Raw genomic sequence first — 20,860 nt, forward strand, 5'->3', positions numbered from 1 at the left:
TCAGGTGTGAAACGCGACTGCGGCGACGATACTCTGGGGGTCGCCCCACGGGACAATAGCTCCGCGCCAGGTCGATTTTTTGTATTAATACAAAGCCCTCTTTTTCTATAGATGAAGGGGGCTTTATTTTTTTAATCTTTTTCGTCAAGTTCTAAGTCTATCTAGTATGTGTCAACTTGAAGAAAACTTCAATATGATATGACTGGACTTCTTAAGCGATCGCCTCTACCGATTTTTGTGCCTCGCAGTGCAATCCGTGGGCAATCCGAAACATTTCTTGCCCGACGTGCAAATAACGTTCATCATAGTTAAGCGGAAAGTAGGCTAATTCATCTAATCCATCCGCTACTTGATTAATACAGTAATAAAGATGCGCTGCTGCTTTGCCCATACTGGGAGGATTTGGCATTGAACGAAATGTCGTTTGAGCTTGTTTCAACCAGTCCTTACAATCGACGATGTAAGCCTGAAACTTGTCCAAAAGTTCGTCATCAAATGGATCGGCAGATAATTCTTCGATTTGTTGTTCTAAAGAGTTTAGGATTCGACATAGCGATCGATTGACAGGTTGATAAACTTGTTGCATCCATATTTCTATTTGCTCGTCAGCATCTCTACCACTAGGACGATTTTGGTAGGAAGATCGAGCATTTGGGCGTTGGGACGATCGCTGTTGTGTGGTAGTTGAATAAGGCGATCGCTTTGGCGCACCTGCTCCTAATTGGCGATCGTACTGCCGACGACTTTGAACGTCGCTCAACACTTCATAAGCAGCGTTAATCTGAATAATCCAATCGCGATCGCCTGTCTTAGGATTCGTATCGGGATGAAATTGCTTCACCAAGTGGCGATAGGCAGATTTGATCTCCGCTTGGCTGGCATGAGGTTGAATTCGTAGGGTTTCGTAGTGATTTGAGTGAGCCATTCAATCACTTTAGCGTTAACTAACCGTGGCGGGTAGTCTCGGCTCAAGATCTTGAAACAATGGCGTACTCAAGTAGCGTTCGCCAAAGCTAGGCTGAATCATCACAATTAGCTTGTCTTTATTTTCTGGACGCTGAGCTACCCGAACTGCCGCAGCCAGAGCCGATCCAGAAGAAATCCCCGATAGCAACCCTTCTTCCTTTGCCAAACGCCTACCGTAGGCGATCGACTCCTCATCAGTTACGGTAATGACTTCATCAATCAAGTCTACTTTCAGGACTTGCGGTACGAACCCAGCTCCAATTCCTTGAATTTTGTGGGGTCCTGGACGACCTCCCGATAGTACGGGACTGTTAGCTGGTTCGACTGCGATCGCTTTAAACCTGGGTTTTCTGGCTTTAATAACTTCCGCTACTCCAGTAATTGTTCCACCAGTGCCAACACCAGCAACTAAAATATCCACCTGACCATCTGTATCTTGCCAAATTTCTTCAGCCGTTGTCTCTTTGTGAATTTTGGGGTTAGCAGGGTTGCGGAATTGTTGCAACATGTAAGCATTCGACGTTGATTCCACAATTTCTTGTGCCCGCCGAATTGCACCACTCATCCCTTCGATGCCTGCTGTCAGTTCTAACTCTGCTCCGTAAGCCCGCAGCATAGCTCGACGTTCGGCACTCATAGTTTCCGGCATCGTCAAAATTAACTGATATCCCTTTGCTGCTGCTGCCATTGCCAGAGCAATACCCGTGTTACCAGAAGTTGGTTCGACTAAAATCGTTTTGCCAGGGGTAATCAATCCCTCCTGTTCGGCAGCATTAATCATGCTGATGCCAATTCGGTCTTTAACCGAAGCGGCAGGGTTCATGCTTTCCAGTTTTACGACAATTTGGGCAACACAGCCTTCAGCTTGCGGAATACGATTCAACTGTACTAGAGGAGTACGACCGATGAGTTCTGTAATATTTTGGGCAATACGCATAGTTTGTCCTTCGTCAGGTGTCATTTATCATTCGCGAGCAGCAATAGTAATTCCACTACTCACTACTCATTACTCACTGGCAATCAGATATAGTACATAATATCGAGTTGTCGTCTGGCAGCTATCTGTTCGCAAAGATTTTGTAAGGTATGCTGCTGCAAGACCATATTTGCCGCTTGTCGAGCTTCATGCCAAATCTCATGCACGACAGCAGTTTCTAACGTTCTAGGCTTACTTTCTTCTTCAGTAGCTCTTGCTTCTATACCTTCTAGGCAGACCAAAACCTCTAGTAAAGTAATTTTCCAAGGTTCTCGCGCTAGGATATAGCCTCCCTTGGCTCCCCGTTGGCTTTTGACTATACCACCGCGTCTTAAGGTTGCTAGTAGTTGCTCTAAGTAGCGGTCTGGAATGTTTTGTTGAGCTGCTATTTGCCGAATTTGCAAGGGTTCACCGCTTTGGTAGCGAGCTGCTAGCTCTGAGAGGGCAAGCAGAGCATATTCTGATTTACACGACAGTTCCACAAGCTAGTTCCAAGAAGTTGAAGGATATTTTAATTTTTAGTCTTAACTTCTCTATTATACCCCGGTTCTCCACTGGGGTTTGATAGATTTGTGATTTGTCACTTGTTATTTGTCAAGGGGTTCATCAAATGACAAAAGACAGATGACGAATGACCAACAAAAAACCCCGCTGCGATCGCGGGGTATGATAATTGAGAAAACGGCTAATTCCAGAACTAAGAGTCGCTCAAATTAGTCGGTCACCAAAACCTAGAAGTTGAATGTTGTGCGAAGCGTACCGATGATTGCATCTTCATCGCTGCCAGTTTGACCAACTCGGTTGAGCCAAATCACACCAGGAGTGACGGAAATATTATCGGTAAGTTGGTAGCGGTAGAAGCCTTCAACGTGGAGTCCATATTCATTACTGAAATCTCTGACACCAGGAGCATCTAGAGATGTTAATGTTGGTTGCACGCCAGCAAAAATACCTAACAAGTTACCTTCTTTACCCAGGTCAGAGAAAGCTACACCGCCACCAAATGACCAGATATCACCATTACCACGACCAATAAGAGTAGCATTGGTGTAAGATCCGAAGCCGCTGATCGAGATGGTGTCGCTTAATCTGAAAGAACCAGAAAGACCGTAGGAATTAGAAGAGATTGGGACAGTATCAGCACCTACAGCCGCACCCAAAAGCCTAGATGGATTGTTTGCCTCTAGCGTCCCAACAACACCAGTACTACCGGCGTAATTAAAGATATCGGAGTTTTCATCGTCATCTGGATTGAGGTTGCCGAGAGAAGCTCCGGTGTTGTATGCGTTAACATAAGTTGCTGCAAGGGCAATGCGATCGCCGAAGTTGAAGTTCAGCTGTCCTAATGCTGCATAATCACCGTTAAACAAGCCAGCCCCTTGACCTGGATCTTGAGCATTTCTAGCAAAATAGCCAGCTGTGATACTAGGTTTAAAACCACTGGCTTCGCCAAAAGGAGCGATGTTGATCCCCAAACCTGCACCACCCCCAATCCGATAGATCGGGTTTTCGGAAGCGAAGGTAGATATTGCCCCACGACCACCATCAAAGTCTTCAAAGAAGGGGTTGTTGGTAGGAGCGTAGTCGGCGTGAACGCCTCCCGCTGCGGCTAGATAAGCTCTGGAGTTTTCGCCAATTGGGAGTTTAAAGTCGTAGGCTGCCCAGTCTACCACAACATCATTACCATTGTCGGCTGGGTTGAAAGTGAGAGTGTTTTGGTAAGTATCTTCACCCACATCTAAGCGAGTCGCATTACCAGCTGATAAACGAGTGTGGAGGATATCGCTACCGGTGAAACTAGTTTGGAAATCCAATCGCACCCGATCTTGGAACACTGTATTAGCGTCGGTGTCTCCGCCAAAAGCATCACTGACAGCAGCGACCACTTCACCCACGAGTTTAGTGGTAGTCGAGAACTGATTCGCTTCGAGTTCTGCAACGTTAGCTTCTAGGCTGTCTACCCGTCCGCGTAGAGTTGCTAGTTCCGCAGAGAATTCTTCTTGCAATCTTTGCAGGGTAGCTAAGTCTTCCTTGCGAACTTGATCGGCTGTGCCAGCTGCAATCAATTCATTAACGCGATCGAGAGCAGCGTTCAAACCTGCGGCAAACTCATAACGAGTCATGGCACGGTTACCTCGAAACGTGCCATCGGGATAACCTGCAATTACGCCATAGCGTTCTACCAAGGATTGCAAGGCTTGGAATGCCCAGTCTGTAGGCTGTACGTCTGATAGCTGAGAGACTGAGGTTACCTGCGCGATGTTGTTGCGATCGCCTCGACCTTCATTACCATAACGGTTGATTTCGGAAATTGTATTGTCAGTTTCAGGGGCAGCAGGCACTTGTTGTGCGATTAGCGTTCCCTGTGGTTTTGTAACGCCACTATTGACAATACTTGTCTCTTTGGCTTCAATAGCAGCATTAAGTTCTGAAACTGCTAGAGCGCTGCTTGGTGTAGCAGCGATTGCCGATGTTGAAACTGCGAGTGCGGCAGTCAGCCACGCTGGGCTGAGAATAACGGTTTTCCACAATAACCTAGACATATTCCTTTTTTCCCTCACACCTTTAATCAATCTATATACTCAACTGTTACCTTCGTCTTGCGATCGCGGTACAGCTAGTTTACTAGTATCTGTAGATAAGATACTTCATATTTAGTTTAACTCCGTTCTCGAATAGTGCAATACTCAATCTAAAAAAAGATTAATAAAATCCAAAAATATTATCTCACTCCAATCTCAATTCAAGCTTCAGCAAAATTTGCTACACAGCTCTACACTCTGGCTGAGTGACACTATTCAAACTGTCACTCAAAAGTTTACTTTCCAATTGCTTTGAACTACGCCTAGCCAGCGCGACGATTGTTGTGCGAACTACTGAAAGTATTGCCATTATTGTCAGTCTCAGCACAAAGTTGAAGCGAGCTTCACGCTCCCGCTGCTCGGGAAGAAATAACAGTTGAAGCGATCGGATTTTGAGATTTTCTCACCCTCGATCTTAACAAATTTTAAAATACTTTTTTCTATATAATATATAAGTCAAATTAAATAATAATTTATCTATCTTGAAAGAAGATAACAAATTGTCAAACTTATTGCAGTAGCATGACCGTTATGCTTAAGAATAATAATGAGAGATGATGGCTTGCTAAGCTGCTTGAGCTAACTGAAAAAAAGCAAATTCTAACCCACTCATCCACTAACCAAGCATAAAAACTAGACGCATTCACTATCGGGTTAAATCAATGATTGAAAAAATTTTGCTTGCTGTCTCAGGATTGGGACACGCAGAAGAAATGCTCAAGAATTTGAAAGAGATTCCATCGATCGGACAGGCAAAAGTTACTGTTTTACATGTAGTTCCTTCCCAAGCAACTTCTGCTGGAATGACAACCAAGCTAGAGGAAGGTGACAAAATTATCGCAAATGCTGTGGAGTACTTAGGCTTAGATCCCAGCCGAACTGTTACTATGCTGCGACAGGGAGAACCCAAAGACGTAGTATGTCAAGTAGCAGATGAGATTGATGCTGACTTAATTATTATGGGTTCGCGAGGACTCAAGCGGTTGCAAGCAATTTTATCTAACTCTGTCAGTCAATACGTATTTCAGTTATCCTCGCGTCCTATGTTGCTGGTGAAGGATGACATTTACGTGAAGAAAATCAACCGTATCATGGTAGCTTATGACGGTTCCGATGCGGCAAAACAATGCTTGCAGTTAGCACTCTTTTTGCTGAGAGATATTAAAGGCGGTCAGCTAGTCTTAGCATACGTTAATAAGAATTTGAGCGGTAAACAAGGAGAAGTCGCCCTAGCAGCAGCAGAAAAAGATTCAGTTTTGGCTGGGGCGATCGCTGAAGCGAAAAAGCAAGGAGTGCAAACCCGCTGTGTTACTAGTATGGGCAAGCCAGGCGAAGAAATTTGCCGCTTAGCTGAAGATATGTCTGTAGACTTACTAATGCTGGGTTCACCCGATCGCCGTCCTTCCGTGGCTAAAAGTTTTGTTGACATCGATCGCTTAATCGGCTCATCGCTATCAGATTACGTTCGTGTCAATGCTACATGTCCCGTGCTGTTAGCGCGGACGGTTGGTTGAAGAGCAGGAAGAGAAAGTCGCAAAGCAAGACAAGTCACAATTCAATCCTACACCCCGTGAACTAATAACTAAAAACCTCTGTAGTTCTTTCTACAGAGGTTTTGTTTTTGATTCAAAGCAATTGACAAAACAGTGATAATTAATCTTTTTTTCCTTCGCGGCTAGCGGTTTGGATGTAAAGAATGATTAAAAATACAGATGGAACTAGCACAAATAAGATGCTTGCCACAAAGCCTAAATCGTTTACTTGCATCGCCAGAAAGCCTCTTTTATACGGGGGTTTGACTCTTTCAGGATATCATCAATGCGTGACACAGAGGGAGGGGCGAGTCAGCGACCAGTTGTCAGTTATCAGTAAAGAAAGGGTGTAGGGTGTAAGGCGTGGGGAATTGGTAGTTGGTAGTTGGTAGTTGCTCCTGAAGCCCCTCAGCGACCTTGCGCTCTGCTACTCCTCTGCTCGATCGCTCCCTCATTTTGGTTTAGTGACAACGCTAACTGGTCCGTTGACTAAAGTTTGACAAGCAAGACGATAGTTAGCTGGCTTTTTCTTCAGCTTTTTGTTTTCAACTGGAGTGCGGGGTGAGAGATTTTCTACACCTTCAACAATCTCTACGATACAAGTACCACATTGACCATAGCCGCCGCAGTTCATCATTTTGCCCCAAGTCGTATAAAGATCGATACCATTTTCTAGAGCTTTGATGCGGAGGTTTGCCCCATCAGCGGCGATCGCCTCCCGATTTTCTTGCACAAATTTGATGTTAGCCATAGCTGCTCTCTTTACCTGGGTTTCTGTCTCTCCGCCCTGCATCATAATACTTTGCTGAAACAAAAATTATACGTCTTGTTAATTATGTTAAATGATTGCGAAGTTTTATAAATGATTTTTTTAAAGAGTATCATGACAAATTGCGACGGCTAGCAGCAAACCTCAAGTATCGATAAATTCCCCAGGCGATCGCTCCAGGAATCGAATTGAGTGCCGAGCGACTCGCGATAAACCAGAAAATATCTGGTTCGAGTAGCTGGACGGGATGTAAAGGGCTAAGAGTTCTGACAAGCAGAAAAAAGCCAAAAATTGCATTACCACCGAGCATCAGGGCAAACGCAACCAAACCTCTTTGCCAGTAGCGATGGATAGATGTGATGCCAGAAATCAGGATAATTGATGGCTGATGCTGCACCTGTCGCCACCAGCTTTCCATGCGCCAAAAGAGCCAGAGGAAAAATGGAAATAATAAGTAGCTCAAAAGATTTATTGGTGGATTGTAGCGCCAAGCACTAGAAAATATATTGACGAGAGCATGACAAATAATTGCGTCGATCAAAAAGGCAAAAGGCAAGAGGCGAGAGGCAAGAGGTAACTTCTCCCTCAGCCTCCTGGGCTCCCTGGGCTCCCTCAGCTCTCTTCTTCCCTGCTCCCTTGCCAGAGCATAGCCAAAAGCTGCTGAGAACATGGCATGAATGGGAGTACCGATCGCGCGCTCGAATACAGTTGCTACGCCATTGGATAAATAAACCCAGCTTTCTTGAGCAGTGAACCCTAGAGCGATCGCGATCGTCTGTATGAAAATAGAGAGGGCAGGCGATCGCCCGTTACCTCTACGTCCTGCCAACCATTGAGAAGTAATGACTCCAGCTAACTTACATCCCTCTTCAATTGGGGCAATAAACACCAACTGACGTACAGCTACACCAGCAAGAGTGCGAGTAAATCTTTGCCAATCTTCCCACTGGCTGGTGAGATGCTCGAATATCCACTCTAGACCCAGAGCGATACTACCAAAAATTGCGCCCCAACCGAAGCACAGTAGTAATAGAAACAGGGGAGGTGGTGCAGTTGCCCGACGATAGTAATAAATCAGTAGCAATAGTGGCGGAATAACTGCCCAAATGAATTCGGAATTAAATACGTTCCACTCTGCTCGCGCACCACGCACCACGCACTACTAATCCTTCACCTGAGACACAATCGTCCGGTGGCGGGGGCTGTTACAGGTGATAGTAGGTGGATGGAAACCTGCTGCTACGATTGCTTGAGCAATATCCAACGTGAAATATTCGTCTAGATATGGCTCGGTACTTTTGAGTAGCGTCAAGATGTAGGGTGGCATCTGGGCATAGATTTCTGACTGGGGATTCATGTCCATAATTGCCAAATATCCGCCCGGACGCAACAACCGCTGCATCTCCTGCAATATCTGCCGCGTGGCTGACTGAGGCAATTCGTGACAGACAAGAAAAATCGAAACGAGATCGTAATTTGCCTCTGGTAGTCCTGTTGCTTCTGCGGCAGCGTGTACCCATTCGATTTCGCTCTGGTTTTGCTGCTGCGATCGCTGATGGGCAACGGCAAGAAAATAGGGTGATAAGTCTAAACCAGTAATTTTTGCTTGGGGATAGAGTGCTTTTAGAGCAAATGTACTCATACCCACGCTACAGCCTACATCAAGAATTGCTTGTGGGTTGTGAGGAAGTTGGCTTTTGACGATTTCATGATAGCTCTGACGAAGTTGAGCATCGCCAGCCGCGCCTGCATCAGACCAAATTCCTGCATGAACGGCACGCGCAGCGACTTCTACCTCAAAAGCTGCATCCCAACTGAGATTGCCTTGTTCGTAAGCGTGGAAAGAGCAGCAATAATACTCGGGATATTGCAATTGAGGATTGTATACCTGTTGCCAGTGGCTTTCCCATTCTTGAGAGCGTAATTCTCGGACTGTTTTGGTCCAGGGTACGCCGATTTTCTCTGCTCGTTTCACCATCATTTGCCGTGCTTGATGCTTAGCTAAGTTAGCTAGAGGCTGAATTGCCAGCACGGTGTTTACCAAGCGGGAACCTAGTCCCGTAGCAGTATTTGCAGCAACGGTCATGAGTAAGAGTTAAAACAATTGGTTGTTCTATAAACATTTCTGGTCGGCTAAAAGCCAACTGACGTTTTGTGTGGACTAAAAGCCAACAGGCATTTCTGGTTGGCTAAAAGCCAAGCAATACTGCAATTTTACAAGCTTTGGATCTTATGAGATAGGGGTGCGATCGCACCTATGTTTATCTTGCTCAACTCGGGATTAACCCAGGTTCCGAGTCTCAATTGTGGTCGTCAGGCGATCTAATGCTCCTGTCAATCTCTCTTGGGCAATGACAGTAGGATCGGGTGGTGCAGCTTCAGCAGCTTCTGGACTGCGGAAAAATCGGCGCTGGGCTTTTTCAAAGGCACGGATGATTAAGAAAAGGCAAAAGGCAATGACTACAAAGTTGAGAACAGCTGCTAGAAATACACCGTATTTGATGCCGTTGACCGATAAATTTTGTAAATCTTGAACGTTAGCAGCCTGCAATGCCGGATTGAGAATTACGGGCGTAATAATATCTTCTACGAAAGAGGTAACGATCTTGCCAAATGCGCCACCGATAACAACTGCAACTGCCAAGTCAATGACGTTGCCGCGCATGATAAACTTGCGAAAATCTGCCCAAAAACCGCCGCCATTACTACGTGCCATAAATTTGTCAATCTCCTTTTATGTAGAGATTTGATGTTTAGATGAGGATTATACAAGTTTTTTGGGTTTTTGCTCAAATGCAATCGCGCTATTTGTTACAAATGCTACATGTCATAGTTAAACTTTAGAAACAGCCGGACAACCCTGCACGTACCACCGCCAAGGGAGATCTACACCTTGAGATAGTCCGATCCGCGTTGTCTGGACGATCGCAAATTCTTGCTGACGTTGTTCGAGCCATAGCGGTTGTCCTGGTTGTAATATAGTTCCGTTTAAGCCGCGATCGATCTGCAAAACACGACATAGTTTACCTGGTCCAGCCGCTAGACGGTGCAAGTTTCCTTTACTACCAATTTCCCAGCCACTAGGCAAGCACTCCAGTTGTAAAGCGCGAATGAGTACGGCACTAGGAATTCCTTCGCAGTCCGTGACGACATTTAGGCAGTGGTACATGCCATAGATTTGATACACGTATGCTCTCCCTGCCATGCCAAATACAACTTGATTGCGCGGGGTGACACGCCGATAGGCATGAAAAGCTGGATCTCCAGGGGCATAAGCTTCTGTTTCGACGATCGCTCCCCTGAGAATTTGTCCAGACGGCAATTGCCTAACTAAAGTGCAGCCAAGTAATGCTGGTGCAACTTCAGTAGATGGACGGGTTAGGGTAGAAGGTTCTAAAATCTGATGGAAGAGAGTCAATTTACCAGCAATTATTTATTTACAATTGAACGGATGAAGGCTGTTAGCGATCGCCCGATCGCGCTCTGCTAATATCCCCAGGGTAGAAGTCTCTCGACTTCAAATCGTTGTGCTTGTCGAAATTAAAGAGAGGAATAATTAAGAAATGGATATCAAACTTGTCTTAGTAGGATTAACGGTTGTATTTACTGTTTGTTGCCTATTTTTTGGCACGAAAAACGGATTTTACGATTCAGACAACTACCACGGTAACGGCTCCGCCCATTAACAGTGACCAGTGACCAGTGACCAGTTATTAGTGAAGAGTTGTTAGTTGTGAGTGCGTGGGGTCTAATTGCGCATTATGAATTGAATTGCCCCCCGATCTTTCCCTAACCTGTCGCTTCTATTCGCTGCTCGCTTCATTCATGACCTAATTATCCTACAATTCATCGTTTCATATTTATCGCTGCGCTCCAACAGCGGCATTAGGTTTGAGTGGAGGGGAAGATGAGCGATCGCATGTCAGCATCCTCTATGCCTGTAGGGGAAGCAAATTCAGAACTAGAATGCTTTCCCTATGGTGTGAAGCATGGGGATGAAGGTGTCTGTTTGATGGTCAAGATGGGACCGTACCGCATTCTGCTCGATTGCGGATTGACGGACATTTCTGTTTTACAATCGGGACTAGAACAGCCTAAGTCTCATGGTTTACTTGTCGCTACCAACTTGCCAGTAGACCTAGTTCTATGCAGTCATGCTCATCCCGATCATGCTAAAGGTTTACTATCCCTGCATCGTGCCTTTCCGCAACTGCCAATTTATGCCAGCGAAGCAACAACTCGTCTGCTACCGCTGAATTGGTTAGATGAGGATGGAAAGATCCCGCAATTTTGTCAAGCGCTACCTTGGCGATCGCCTGTGGAATTTCAGGATGGATTGACGGCTGAATTATATCCTGCCGGACACTTACCAGGGGCAGCAGCCATTCTCCTTACCTACACGACTGGACGGCGCACTTATACAGTGTTTTACACGGGGGACTTTTTCTTATCTAACTCTCGCCTGGTGGAAGGGTTACCTTTAGAAGAGTTACGCGGTTTAGAACCAGATGTATTAATTATCGAAGGAACCTACGGCACGGCACGTCATCCGCACCGTCGCAACCAAGAAAATCAACTGGCTGAAAGAATTAATCGGGCGATCGCCAGTTCGTATTCTGTCCTTTTGCCTACATCGACTCTAGGTCTAGGTCAGGAAATTCTGATGCTGTTGCGCAGCCATCACAACTTTACCGGACGCAACCTCGATATTTGGGTTGATGGCAGTGTAGCTCAGGGCTGCGATGCCTATTTAGAATTACTACCACATTTCCCCACAGCAGTACAAAACTTTGCCAAACATCAATCTTTATTTTGGGATGAAAAGGTACGCCCGCGAGTCCGTCGCCTACCACTCGAACAGCGAGGAATTGTCGGTCAATCGCCCTGTATCGCGATCGCAGATAATGTTACTGATTTAAGTCAATACTGCCAACCCAACACCGGACCCTGGTTAGTTCTTCTGCCTGAAAATCCTGGTCATCCTAACGAGTTTCAACCCTCACTCTTCACTCCTCATTCCTCACCCCTAGTAGAGGTAGAAACCTACCTGCTAGCACAGCATAGCGACGGTCCTGGTACGACTCAACTCATTCACAACCTGCGACCGAAGCACGTTATTTTCGTTCATGGCGCTCCAACTTATCTAGCCGACCTAGCTAGCCTGGAAGAATTACGCAACCGCTACCACTTACATTCTCCAGCCGTTGGCACGCTTGTCGATTTACCCATCGGCGATGTTTTCGTTCAACCAGCTGCTCCAGAAACGAATTATGAAGGAGAACTTAATGAATTAGGTACGGTTGTAACTATTACCTTGCCTGATGCCATTACCGCCGATCCTCGCTGGCGCAATTTTGCCGATACAGGCTTAGTGGAAGCTCGCTGGCAAGGTGAAGACCTAGTTTTGCGGGGCTTGTCGCCCCGCGAGTTGATGAACCAAAATGGCGATCGCTTAGCCTGGACGGATTTGAGCTGCTGTGCTACCTGCAAGTTCCAGCGCGGGCAGCGCTGTTGGAATCCAGAGTCGCCCTTATTTGGCTTCAAGGTTACACCGGATGGCTACTGCCCTGCCTACGAACGCCAAGACGAATAAAACAAGTAAAGGCGTTTTAGATAACGCCTTTACTGATTAGAACTTATTCAGGATTAGAATCAGTAAAGCGATTGCGAATGCGCTCTGCTTCGGGGCAGTCGTCAGAAACTAAGGGTTCAGCATTGCCTCGCGGTACAGAAGCTAGCTTCTGAGTCACTGCACCAATACTTTCTAGGCGAACCATCTCCTCCCAAGAGCAGATTTCGTCTTCTTCTTCAGTTTCATATCTGAGAGTGACTAAATCGCCTTCGATATCGATGATGCGGGCTTTCTCGATCCAGCGTTGCTGATCCCGCAAGAAGATACATACTTCACGCCCATCGCAACACAGTTGATAAATCTTGCGGTGTAGCATTTATTGCTTCTACCTTTCTCAACGTCGTTATACCTGTGGACTGTTGGGCTAAACCCTACTATATAATACCCAGTTTGAGCTACTTAACTTTACTCCAATTTGGCAATTATATGTTTGTGTTTCAGTTTTTGCTTGTATTTCAGTTTCATATTATATTTCGACCGCCAGCTATTGATTGAAACTACTACTGAGTCTAGCGGACACTAAAGAAGCCTATTAGAAACTTCATCTGTCATTAGCAGCATTTCGCTTATCCTCGCACTCCGACCAATATCAGTGGCTATCGACCGCGCTACATGCATTAAGCAACTTGGAAATTTTTGTACCACCTTTACGCTAGACGTTTACTTAAACGAATCATGCCTTTCCCTCTGCCTCCTCGGCTTGAGTGGCATCCCTCTAAGCGTCAATTCGAGAAAACTCGACCTTATCAGCTCGATCTATTTTAATCAATTTTAACTCATTCTTTAGCATCTCATCAGCTTGAATAGAGAAAAATCAGGGTTTTCTATAAATCTTCCTCGCTCTTTGGCGCCATTTAACTAGTCATTTGTCATTGGTGAGTGGCTGGTGACCAGTGGTTAAACTCAATTCTTGTCACCAGCCACTCGTCACTAGTCAGTGATAACTGATTCAAACAACTGGCATCTGCGTTCTGTCTTGCTTGTGAATCCGGTCTGAGTAATGAGCTGCCGATCGCTGTTTTTCCGAGTCAGTATTCTCTCGACTAAGTTCTGTAGACGAGCTTTCCGAGCCATCATTGCTGGCGTACTATCCAGTCCGACTGTAGCTAAAATTGTTTCCCAACGGTAAACCCAATCATGTTTTAAGAGTGAGTTAACAACATTGTTAGTACGGATTTTTTGCAAGCGATCGGGCTGGGAGTCAAGTTCGGCTAGAATTTCAACTATATTAGGGGCATCGTAAGCAACTTGAATGACTGCATCCTCCCAGTCAAAATTTCGAGTAAAGGATTCGCATTCAGGGGGAACTCCTAGCATGACTGTTCCTGCTGCTGCACCTTCAAAAAAGCGTGCGCCTACTTCTTGTTGATCGCCAGTTGCATTTGCATCGTCAATCTTTGCTCGATTGGCAATAAAATAACGACTCTTTTTTAAAATATTTTTATATAAACTTCGATGATATCTATGATCGGCTGTGTATAGATCTTTGATAGTTTCATAGATATAAAAAAAATTAATTCTTTCAGATAAATTCAATAAAGCTTGATGCGTGACTTGCGAGCGGCGACCAACACTATAAAGATCGACGCTACGCTCTCTATTCAGCGGATAAGGACAGAACTTAATTGCATCAATTCCAAATGGAATGTATTCACAAGGACGCTGAATTATTTTGGAGACTCCCTCGATACTTTGGCTAAAGTTCATGAAAATATAGTCAATTTCTTGCAAAAAACTCAGCTGAACTTTCCATTTTTCAATATCTTTTGCCCAAATTTCATCGAGCCAAACTACTACTCTACGACATTTGTTTCGCCAGTTTCTTATTGAATTTATCGTTAGAATATCTAGAGGAGACTGACAGATGATAAAAAATAGTTCATACTCTTTATCCAGATTAAATTGCTTGAACAATGGGTTAATTAGCCTGCTACTACCAACAGCTTGAGCCATAGTATTAGCAATTCTATTAGTAACTTTGAACAAGTCGGGATTAAAAACTGGTGTAAGTATATCGGCTGAGTCAAATTCACAAATCAAATCTTCTAGCTCGTATAAATAACAGCGGGCGACATGAAACTTTATCTTTCGCAAAGATAGTAATAGAATTCGAGCGTTTTTCTTAGCATCGAGATTGAAGATTACTGACATATAGCTTACCCCTACTCGAATATTTAAATTGATAGTTTAGTTTTGCAATAGCTACTGCTATGCCACAGTAAAATTCTTCGCTTGCCTATGCAAGCGATCGCATTTATGCAACTCGTGAATTTATCCGATTGAGTCTGCCGAATTACTACAACAGCTTTTACCAAACTTCCGCAAAATAGTCTAACAAATTATTTTGATATTTCGTAATAATTTGTTGACAATCAATGCAGTGAATTGATTTTAAAAAATCAAATCTTGCTATTAAATACTTAAACTAAAAAAGGCAAAGTTAGTAGAAACAGTGTATGTATGTAAGATGCTGCTGACGAAAACTAGTAAGAATTGCTTGCAGAAGTTGCTTAAACTCTTACCGTCTTGATAAACGTATTGTTTTATACTTTTTAGGTTACTTGCTGGATCTCAGATAAATTGTAAAATGGGCTACAAAATTTTCGAGTAAATGTAAAAATATATAACGATATTGGCTGTGACTTACGTAAGATCGCGGAGGTGTTTGGGTCGAGAAGCTGCTAGCGCTTGTAGAAAAGTCGAAAATCTTCGTCTTGCTGACTTAATTGCGCCCATTCCACTCCGGCAGTTTGAAGCTTTGTCACCAATCGATCGCAAGCTGGACGTTCGGTAGCGTAGTGTCCGGCATCAATCAGAATTAAACCGCGATCGCGACTTTCTTGAAATTGATGAAACTTACAATCGGAAGTTAAATAAGCTTGCGCCCCTGTTTTTACCACATCCGAAATAAAACTAGCACCAGACCCACCTAAAACAGCTACTCGCCCGATTGGTTTTTGTAAATCTACTGTGGGGGAGAAAATCAGATCGGGAGGGTTCAGTACTGTTTGAATTTGTTGTAACAATTCTTGCAAAGGACAAGAAGGGTTAATCTCTCCCACACGACCATAGCCTAGTTCTGGCTGCGTCGGTACAATTGGCGCAACTTGCTTGAGATGTAATAACTGCGCTAGTACGTCAGCAGTACCGTCTGCTACTTGGTCAAAGTTAGTATGAGCTGTATAAACGCCGATCTGGTGACGAAAAGCTAGGCGCGTCATGTCCGCGATCGCATTTCCACTACACAAAGATTTCAGCGGACTAAAAATTAGTGGATGATGGGCAAAAATTAGATTGACTGGAATACCCAATTTTTGTAGTGCGATCGCCTCTTGCATCACAGCTAGAGTTGGTGTCAAGCATACCAGTACCCTTGCAGGTTGCTCTAATACTCCTGGTTCAATCTGCCAACCAGAATTATCCCAACTTTCTTGCCAAGCAGGATTTGCCCAATTTTCAAACCAATTTATTAAATCTGAGATTTTCATTGTGGCTGGTAATTGGTAATCAGTAATTGGTAATTGGTGAGAGATAAACTTTTATTTCCGACTTCCGCCTTCCGACTTATTAAGCAATATGAACGACGAGTTCTCTAATATGGCTGCGCTGACGGTGTTCCCAAATGTAAATTCCCTGCCAGGTTCCTAATAATAATTGTCCTCTAGAAATGGGAATTTGTTCGGAAGTGTGAGTTAGGGCTGTACGAATGTGGGCGGGCATATCATCTGCACCTTCAGCATTGTGGATGTAATTCGCTGATTCTGGTACGAGTTTTGCCATGAAGTTTGCTAAATCTTGCAGTACATCAGGATCGGCATTTTCTTGAATCACTAAACTTGCAGAAGTATGGCGCAAGAATAAACTACACAGTCCAGTTTCTACACCAGATTGAGCAACAATTGCTTCAATTTTAGCAGTGATGTTAGTAAAAGATTTACCAGTAGTAGAAAGTCTGAGAATATGTTGATGCATGGTCAGTTGTCAGTTATCAATTATCAGTTAATTCCGATTTATGACTTACGGCTTCAAGCACGGCTTGAGCGATCGCTTCGTTACCGTCTTTCGCTATAGGTTGAGATTGTCGAGGCGGTTGTGGAGGTTGGTGGAGAAATTCCCAGTGGCTTTGAAAGAATTCTTCTGTGTTGAGAATTTGATGGTAAGAGTAATTTGCAATTCCATCAACTAGAAATTTAGCTTCGGCAAAGTCTTCACGAGTCAGGGTAACTATAGGAATTCCCACGCCAACTGCTTCAGCAAAAGTACCGTAACCTGGTTTAGAAATAACTCTGCCACAGAGGGGCATAAAATCAACTGGACGTAACTTTTGGTCAGTAATTTTGATTAAATTTGGTAAGTTTGGAGCTGTAACATCAAAAGTAAGGAACTGCCAATCGGGGAAAAGTTGAAGGTTTTCAAACGGAATTTGTTGTAGACCTAAACCACCAAAAGTGAGTAAGATAGTTTTTTCTGGTGGGGTACTGATACCCCAATTAGATCGTAGCGTGTCGATCGCGTGACGTGGTGAACCACCTGTTAAGCCAACATCGGTAATATTGGGAAAAGCACTCATCGGTTCGTGAAAAGGCAACCGAAATAGGCGATCGCATTGTACGTAATGCTTGCCCATCCAATCGGCAAATTCCACAAATTCACCTCCCCAGTCGCGATAAATGAAATCCCATCCAAAGTTACTACTCATATAACAGGGAATACCTGCGGCATGGGCGATCGCTACTGCCAAAGGAGGGATATCGGCAAGGATCAGATTAACGCGATTTTGACGGATAAAGTTAACTTCTGAGGCAATTATCGAGTGTTCTTGTTTGCGGATTTGCTGTAGCTTTTCTAACGTGGCGACTTTGTCCATCGTTAAGCTATCTGACTGGATTACACCTAAATCGAAGGCGCGAGGACGATAGATAAAATCTCCTTCTATGTATGATTCCAGTAACCAACGGGGTGCGGTTGTCACCATGATGAGTAAGATATCGGGACACAACTGCTGGATCTTCGCTGCAAGTGAGGCGGTGCGGGTAGCATGTCCGAATCCGTGGTTGGTGATGGCTATGTATATGGTGGGTCTAGATTTTTCCATAAAAGTTAAAGACAGATTAGTGTCACGCAAAGGCGCAAAGTGTGCTTAGCGTCTTCGCGTGACATTTTAGCTTTGCTGGCAAAATCTCTCGATTTCTTCAATGAGGCGATCGATCTCGCAGGGGAGGGTAAAGTAGTGGACGCAAGCCCTGACGCAGCTTGGATCGACAAGAGTGCGTGTCATCAAGCGATTTGATTCGAGAAATTGGACGAGTTTTGCATGAAGAGAAGATCGATTTTTGAGTTCAAAGGAAACGAGTCCGGCTTGAGGTGGGGCGTGACGCAGGCAAATAATATCTGATAATTCGTTCAGACGTTGCCAGAGATATTGGCTGAGTTGGCAAATTTGTTGATAGCGTGACTCGGCGGTTCCCCATTGCTGATGGGTGGCGATCGCGGCTTTCAATCCGGCATACTGTGGAAAGGCTGATGTGGCGACTTCATAACGTCTACCGTCTGGTTGCCATGCTTGGGGCTGTCCCTTACTATCCATAACTATACTCCGCCAGCCGATGAAGGTAGGCTGTAAGGGAGGGCAGTTATCCGTGCCAAGAAGTGCTTCTGGACGGACGTATAAACCACCAACTCCGGCGGGTCCGCACATCCATTTATGACCCGTGAAGGCGTAGAAATCTGCCCCTAGTTGAGTCAAATTTAAGGGTAACAAGCCGACAGATTGCGCTGCATCGACTAGAATTTGCACGGGGCGATCGCCTTGATGCTGTTTGCATACTTCTACAATTTTGTCAACTGGCAAGACTTGACCCGTATTCCAGAGGATGTGACTGATGACAACTAGGCGGGTGCGGGGTGTGAGGTGTTGGGCGATGACTGCGGCTGGATCTCCTTGGTTCAGCGTCGCCATGAGGGGACAGGTAGAAACTTCTACACCGAATCTTCGAGTAATTTCTTGGGTAGTGGCGATGACTCCTGGGTGTTCGCAGTCTGAGAGTAAGATGTGGTCTTTTGCTTGCCAGTCAATCCCCCATAAGGCAATGTTACAGCCTACAGTGACATCTTCGGTGAGGGTAATGGTTTCGGGTGGGGCGTTTAGTTCAGTGGCAATTGCCTGTCTGGTTTTCTCGGTTTCTTGAGTAATCCAAGCGTTAACTTGAGAGGAGAAGGGACCGTTAAGTTGAATGTATTCGTGGGCAGCAATAATTGCGTCTATGGCTGCTTGAGGCATCGGTCCTTGCCCCCCATAATTGAAGTAAGATTTATTTGCCAGGGCAGGGAATTGCTGGCGATGTTGTTCGGTTCGGGTTTGTGCCGCAGAGATGCTCGTCATGGTGTAGCAAGCGGGGAAAAAAGCCATTCGCTCACTCTAGCATTATCTTTATCCTGTTGCTGTGGTAGGAGAGGCGCGATCGCTTGGGATATCAGGAAGAAATGGTTAAGTACATCAAAGTGCTGCGGCGATCGTAATACAATACATTTGTTCTAGTACATGCGAGAGGCTTTTATGACTCTAGGAACGATGAACCACCTCTGCCTCACAGTCAAAAGTTTAGAACAATCCGAACCTTTTTACGATGCGATTCTAGGCTTTATGGGCTACCAGCAGGTAGAAAAAAATGATATCTATATTATGTGGTGGTTGCAGGATGCTGGAGCAATTGAAATTACTGTTGCTAATCCAGATTCGCCTAACAAATTTCACGATCGCTACTCCCCAGGCTTCCACCATCTTGCATTTAATGCCGATAGTCGGGAGCAAGTAGATAACTTATACAAATTAGTTCAAGAAATGGGCGCGACAGTCCTCGATCCTCCCGCAGAATATCAATATTCACCTGGTTACTACGCCGTTTTCTTTGCCGATCCTGATGGGCTAAAATTGGAGTTAGTTCATATGCCTGTTTTGCCTGAGTAGGGGCAAGATCTACTCCATAGGTAATGTCACAGTGAAAGTTGTCCCTTCACCCTCTTCACTTTCTACCTGAATCTCACCTTGATGTAATTCGACACACTGTTTAACAATCGCTAATCCTATTCCCGTGCCAGGAATTCCACCCACGTTTCCGCAGCGATGAAAGGCAGCAAATAGCCGTTGTTTATCTTTTTCGGGAATGCCGATGCCTCGATCTTGAATTTGAAATGTTGCCTTACCATCCAGACAAATGAGGCTGAACTGAACGCAGCTATCGGCAGGCGAGTATTTCAGAGCATTTGAAATTAAATTGGTCAAGATGTGATATAACAAATTTGCATCCACGACAGCACGGATGCATTCTCCTTGACAGATAAAGTTGAGGCGGTTGTGATGAACGGAGTTAAGCGTTAAAGCTTCGATTAACTCTTGACAAAAACTCGCTAAGTCTAGTGGTGCTGGCTGGTATTGAAATATAGATATTTGGTTTTGTTTGAGCAGCAAGAGCCGATCTAGCAGTTGCAGCATTTGCGATATTGAGTTGTAGATCCGCTGAAAGTGTTGACTGCGGCGCTCTGGTGGCAATTTGTAGTGGTAATCTTGAATGATTTCCGCAGACGAGCGAATAGTTGTTAAGGGATTGCGAAACTCGTGGGAAATCATGGAGAAAAAACTGGATTTCAACTGATTGATTTCCTGTTCCTGTTCTAGAGCTAAGCGACAGTTACGTTCGCTTTCACTCCGTTGTTGGAGCATTTTACCTCGGACAATAGCATGGTGAAGGGTACGTTCTAGCTGTTGAAGGGTAATTCGATCTTTAACGAGATAATCCTGTGCGCCTTCCTCTACTGCTTGCAGGGCTAAATCTTCTCGATCTAACACTGTTAACACTACAACTGGAGTATCGGGAATAGCAGTACGGAATTGCGTCACTGTTTCCAATCCATGCGCGTCGGGAAGGCACAAGTCCAATAATGCTATGTCAAATTGGCGATCGCCACAAGCACTAATACCATCTCGCAGTCGTTCTACGTGAGCGATTTGCCACAAGCTACCGTTTGAACGTTCGATGACTCGTTGTAGTAAGTCGGCATCTGTAGGACTATCTTCTACTAGTAAAACTTGGATTGGTGTAGTACTCATTAATTAGTTCCAATATAAACTGACCCTCCCACTCAAAAGTTTTTGCTGCTTTTGAGGACTATTTAAAGTATGATGCCCAAATCGAAAAGAAAGCATATATCAGTATAAGACATCAATCCTAAACAACGGCGATCGCCAATCTGTATCCATACTGAAAAAAGCTGCACGGCAACTCTAATTTTCTCTAAAAGTAATAGAAAAAACAGATATTTTTCAATAGCAATTTTATTTGATTTATGAACTTATCGTTATGGTAGTTAACGGTTAACAGTTAACAGTCAACGGTCAACGATATA

21 protein-coding genes are annotated in these 20,860 nt (G+C 44.7%); 4 read left to right on the forward strand and 17 right to left on the reverse strand.

Annotated elements, in window-relative coordinates; genetic code table 11:
- Positions 1 to 211: 211 nt before the first annotated feature.
- The 4 genes from DSM107010_RS12930 to DSM107010_RS12945 form a co-directional block, all read right to left on the reverse strand.
- Positions 212 to 925: a J domain-containing protein gene (locus tag DSM107010_RS12930; protein WP_015157490.1), complete on the reverse strand. Its 714-nt coding sequence runs from the start codon at positions 923 to 925 to the stop codon at positions 212 to 214.
- 15 nt (positions 926 to 940) lie between these two features.
- Positions 941 to 1,903 carry a cysteine synthase A gene (gene cysK, locus DSM107010_RS12935; RefSeq protein WP_041463597.1) on the reverse strand — a complete coding sequence of 321 codons (963 nt, stop codon included), beginning with the start codon at positions 1,901 to 1,903 and terminating at the stop codon, positions 941 to 943.
- 83 nt (positions 1,904 to 1,986) lie between these two features.
- Positions 1,987 to 2,424: an RrF2 family transcriptional regulator gene (locus DSM107010_RS12940; RefSeq protein ID WP_015157488.1), complete on the reverse strand. Its 438-nt coding sequence runs from the start codon at positions 2,422 to 2,424 to the stop codon at positions 1,987 to 1,989.
- Positions 2,425 to 2,673: 249 nt separating this feature from the next.
- On the reverse strand, positions 2,674 to 4,485 hold the full coding sequence (locus tag DSM107010_RS12945; protein ID WP_106168771.1) for an iron uptake porin: 1,812 nt from the start codon (positions 4,483 to 4,485) through the stop codon (positions 2,674 to 2,676).
- A gap of 701 nt (positions 4,486 to 5,186) precedes the next feature.
- On the opposite strand from DSM107010_RS12945, the gene DSM107010_RS12950 reads away from it, so the two are divergent.
- Entirely contained in the window at positions 5,187 to 6,038 is an 852-nt protein-coding gene (locus DSM107010_RS12950; protein ID WP_106168770.1) for a universal stress protein, read from the forward strand.
- A gap of 139 nt (positions 6,039 to 6,177) precedes the next feature.
- Here DSM107010_RS12950 and psbM read toward each other — a convergent pair whose 3' ends face one another.
- The 6 genes from psbM to DSM107010_RS12980 form a co-directional block, all read right to left on the reverse strand.
- Positions 6,178 to 6,291, reverse strand: a complete 114-nt coding sequence (psbM, locus tag DSM107010_RS12955) for a photosystem II reaction center protein PsbM (protein ID WP_015157485.1) — start codon at positions 6,289 to 6,291, stop codon at positions 6,178 to 6,180.
- 216 nt (positions 6,292 to 6,507) lie between these two features.
- Positions 6,508 to 6,807 carry a 2Fe-2S iron-sulfur cluster-binding protein gene (locus tag DSM107010_RS12960; protein WP_041463596.1) on the reverse strand — a complete coding sequence of 100 codons (300 nt, stop codon included), beginning with the start codon at positions 6,805 to 6,807 and terminating at the stop codon, positions 6,508 to 6,510.
- Positions 6,808 to 6,937: 130 nt separating this feature from the next.
- Positions 6,938 to 7,981 (reverse strand): PrsW family glutamic-type intramembrane protease, encoded by a 1,044-nt coding sequence (locus tag DSM107010_RS12965; protein ID WP_106168769.1) that lies wholly within the window; start codon positions 7,979 to 7,981, stop codon positions 6,938 to 6,940.
- Positions 7,982 to 7,987: 6 nt separating this feature from the next.
- Positions 7,988 to 8,911 carry a class I SAM-dependent methyltransferase gene (locus DSM107010_RS12970; protein ID WP_127023103.1) on the reverse strand — a complete coding sequence of 308 codons (924 nt, stop codon included), beginning with the start codon at positions 8,909 to 8,911 and terminating at the stop codon, positions 7,988 to 7,990.
- A 195-nt stretch (positions 8,912 to 9,106) separates the two neighbouring features.
- Positions 9,107 to 9,541, reverse strand: coding sequence for a large conductance mechanosensitive channel protein MscL (gene mscL, locus DSM107010_RS12975; RefSeq protein ID WP_106170586.1), 435 nt, complete (start codon positions 9,539 to 9,541; stop codon positions 9,107 to 9,109).
- Positions 9,542 to 9,658: 117 nt separating this feature from the next.
- On the reverse strand, positions 9,659 to 10,243 hold the full coding sequence (locus DSM107010_RS12980; protein WP_015157480.1) for a DNA-3-methyladenine glycosylase: 585 nt from the start codon (positions 10,241 to 10,243) through the stop codon (positions 9,659 to 9,661).
- Positions 10,244 to 10,388: 145 nt separating this feature from the next.
- On the opposite strand from DSM107010_RS12980, the gene DSM107010_RS42205 reads away from it, so the two are divergent.
- Together DSM107010_RS42205 and DSM107010_RS12985 are read left to right on the forward strand one after the other, a co-directional pair.
- Positions 10,389 to 10,511 (forward strand): hypothetical protein, encoded by a 123-nt coding sequence (locus DSM107010_RS42205; protein WP_015157479.1) that lies wholly within the window; start codon positions 10,389 to 10,391, stop codon positions 10,509 to 10,511.
- Between the two features lie 221 nt (positions 10,512 to 10,732).
- Entirely contained in the window at positions 10,733 to 12,418 is a 1,686-nt protein-coding gene (locus DSM107010_RS12985) for an MBL fold metallo-hydrolase (RefSeq protein WP_015157478.1), read from the forward strand.
- 43 nt (positions 12,419 to 12,461) lie between these two features.
- On the opposite strand, the gene DSM107010_RS12990 is transcribed toward DSM107010_RS12985, so the two are convergent.
- The 6 genes from DSM107010_RS12990 to DSM107010_RS13015 form a co-directional block, all read right to left on the reverse strand.
- Positions 12,462 to 12,773, reverse strand: a complete 312-nt coding sequence (locus DSM107010_RS12990) for a DUF6679 family protein (RefSeq protein ID WP_015157477.1) — start codon at positions 12,771 to 12,773, stop codon at positions 12,462 to 12,464.
- A 614-nt stretch (positions 12,774 to 13,387) separates the two neighbouring features.
- Positions 13,388 to 14,608: a glycosyltransferase gene (locus tag DSM107010_RS12995; protein WP_127023105.1), complete on the reverse strand. Its 1,221-nt coding sequence runs from the start codon at positions 14,606 to 14,608 to the stop codon at positions 13,388 to 13,390.
- Between the two features lie 530 nt (positions 14,609 to 15,138).
- Complete coding sequence (locus tag DSM107010_RS13000; protein WP_106169008.1) at positions 15,139 to 15,945, reverse strand: Nif3-like dinuclear metal center hexameric protein; 807 nt, start codon at positions 15,943 to 15,945, stop codon at positions 15,139 to 15,141.
- Between the two features lie 79 nt (positions 15,946 to 16,024).
- Positions 16,025 to 16,429 carry a secondary thiamine-phosphate synthase enzyme YjbQ gene (locus DSM107010_RS13005; RefSeq protein ID WP_199755527.1) on the reverse strand — a complete coding sequence of 135 codons (405 nt, stop codon included), beginning with the start codon at positions 16,427 to 16,429 and terminating at the stop codon, positions 16,025 to 16,027.
- 16 nt (positions 16,430 to 16,445) lie between these two features.
- On the reverse strand, positions 16,446 to 17,552 hold the full coding sequence (locus tag DSM107010_RS13010; protein WP_106169006.1) for a glycosyl transferase: 1,107 nt from the start codon (positions 17,550 to 17,552) through the stop codon (positions 16,446 to 16,448).
- A 66-nt stretch (positions 17,553 to 17,618) separates the two neighbouring features.
- Positions 17,619 to 18,839 carry an aminotransferase class V-fold PLP-dependent enzyme gene (locus tag DSM107010_RS13015; RefSeq protein WP_106169010.1) on the reverse strand — a complete coding sequence of 407 codons (1,221 nt, stop codon included), beginning with the start codon at positions 18,837 to 18,839 and terminating at the stop codon, positions 17,619 to 17,621.
- Positions 18,840 to 19,013: 174 nt separating this feature from the next.
- Here DSM107010_RS13015 and DSM107010_RS13020 point away from each other — a divergent pair, with 174 nt between their 5' ends.
- Complete coding sequence (locus DSM107010_RS13020; protein WP_106169009.1) at positions 19,014 to 19,424, forward strand: VOC family protein; 411 nt, start codon at positions 19,014 to 19,016, stop codon at positions 19,422 to 19,424.
- A gap of 9 nt (positions 19,425 to 19,433) precedes the next feature.
- Here the strand turns inward: DSM107010_RS13020 and DSM107010_RS13025 are convergent, their stop codons facing one another.
- Complete coding sequence (locus DSM107010_RS13025; protein ID WP_106169005.1) at positions 19,434 to 20,564, reverse strand: ATP-binding response regulator; 1,131 nt, start codon at positions 20,562 to 20,564, stop codon at positions 19,434 to 19,436.
- Between the last annotated feature and the right edge of the window lie 296 nt (positions 20,565 to 20,860).

Source organism: Chroococcidiopsis cubana SAG 39.79, from assembly GCF_003991895.1.
Taxonomy (GTDB): Bacteria; Cyanobacteriota; Cyanobacteriia; order Cyanobacteriales; family Chroococcidiopsidaceae; genus Chroococcidiopsis; species Chroococcidiopsis thermalis.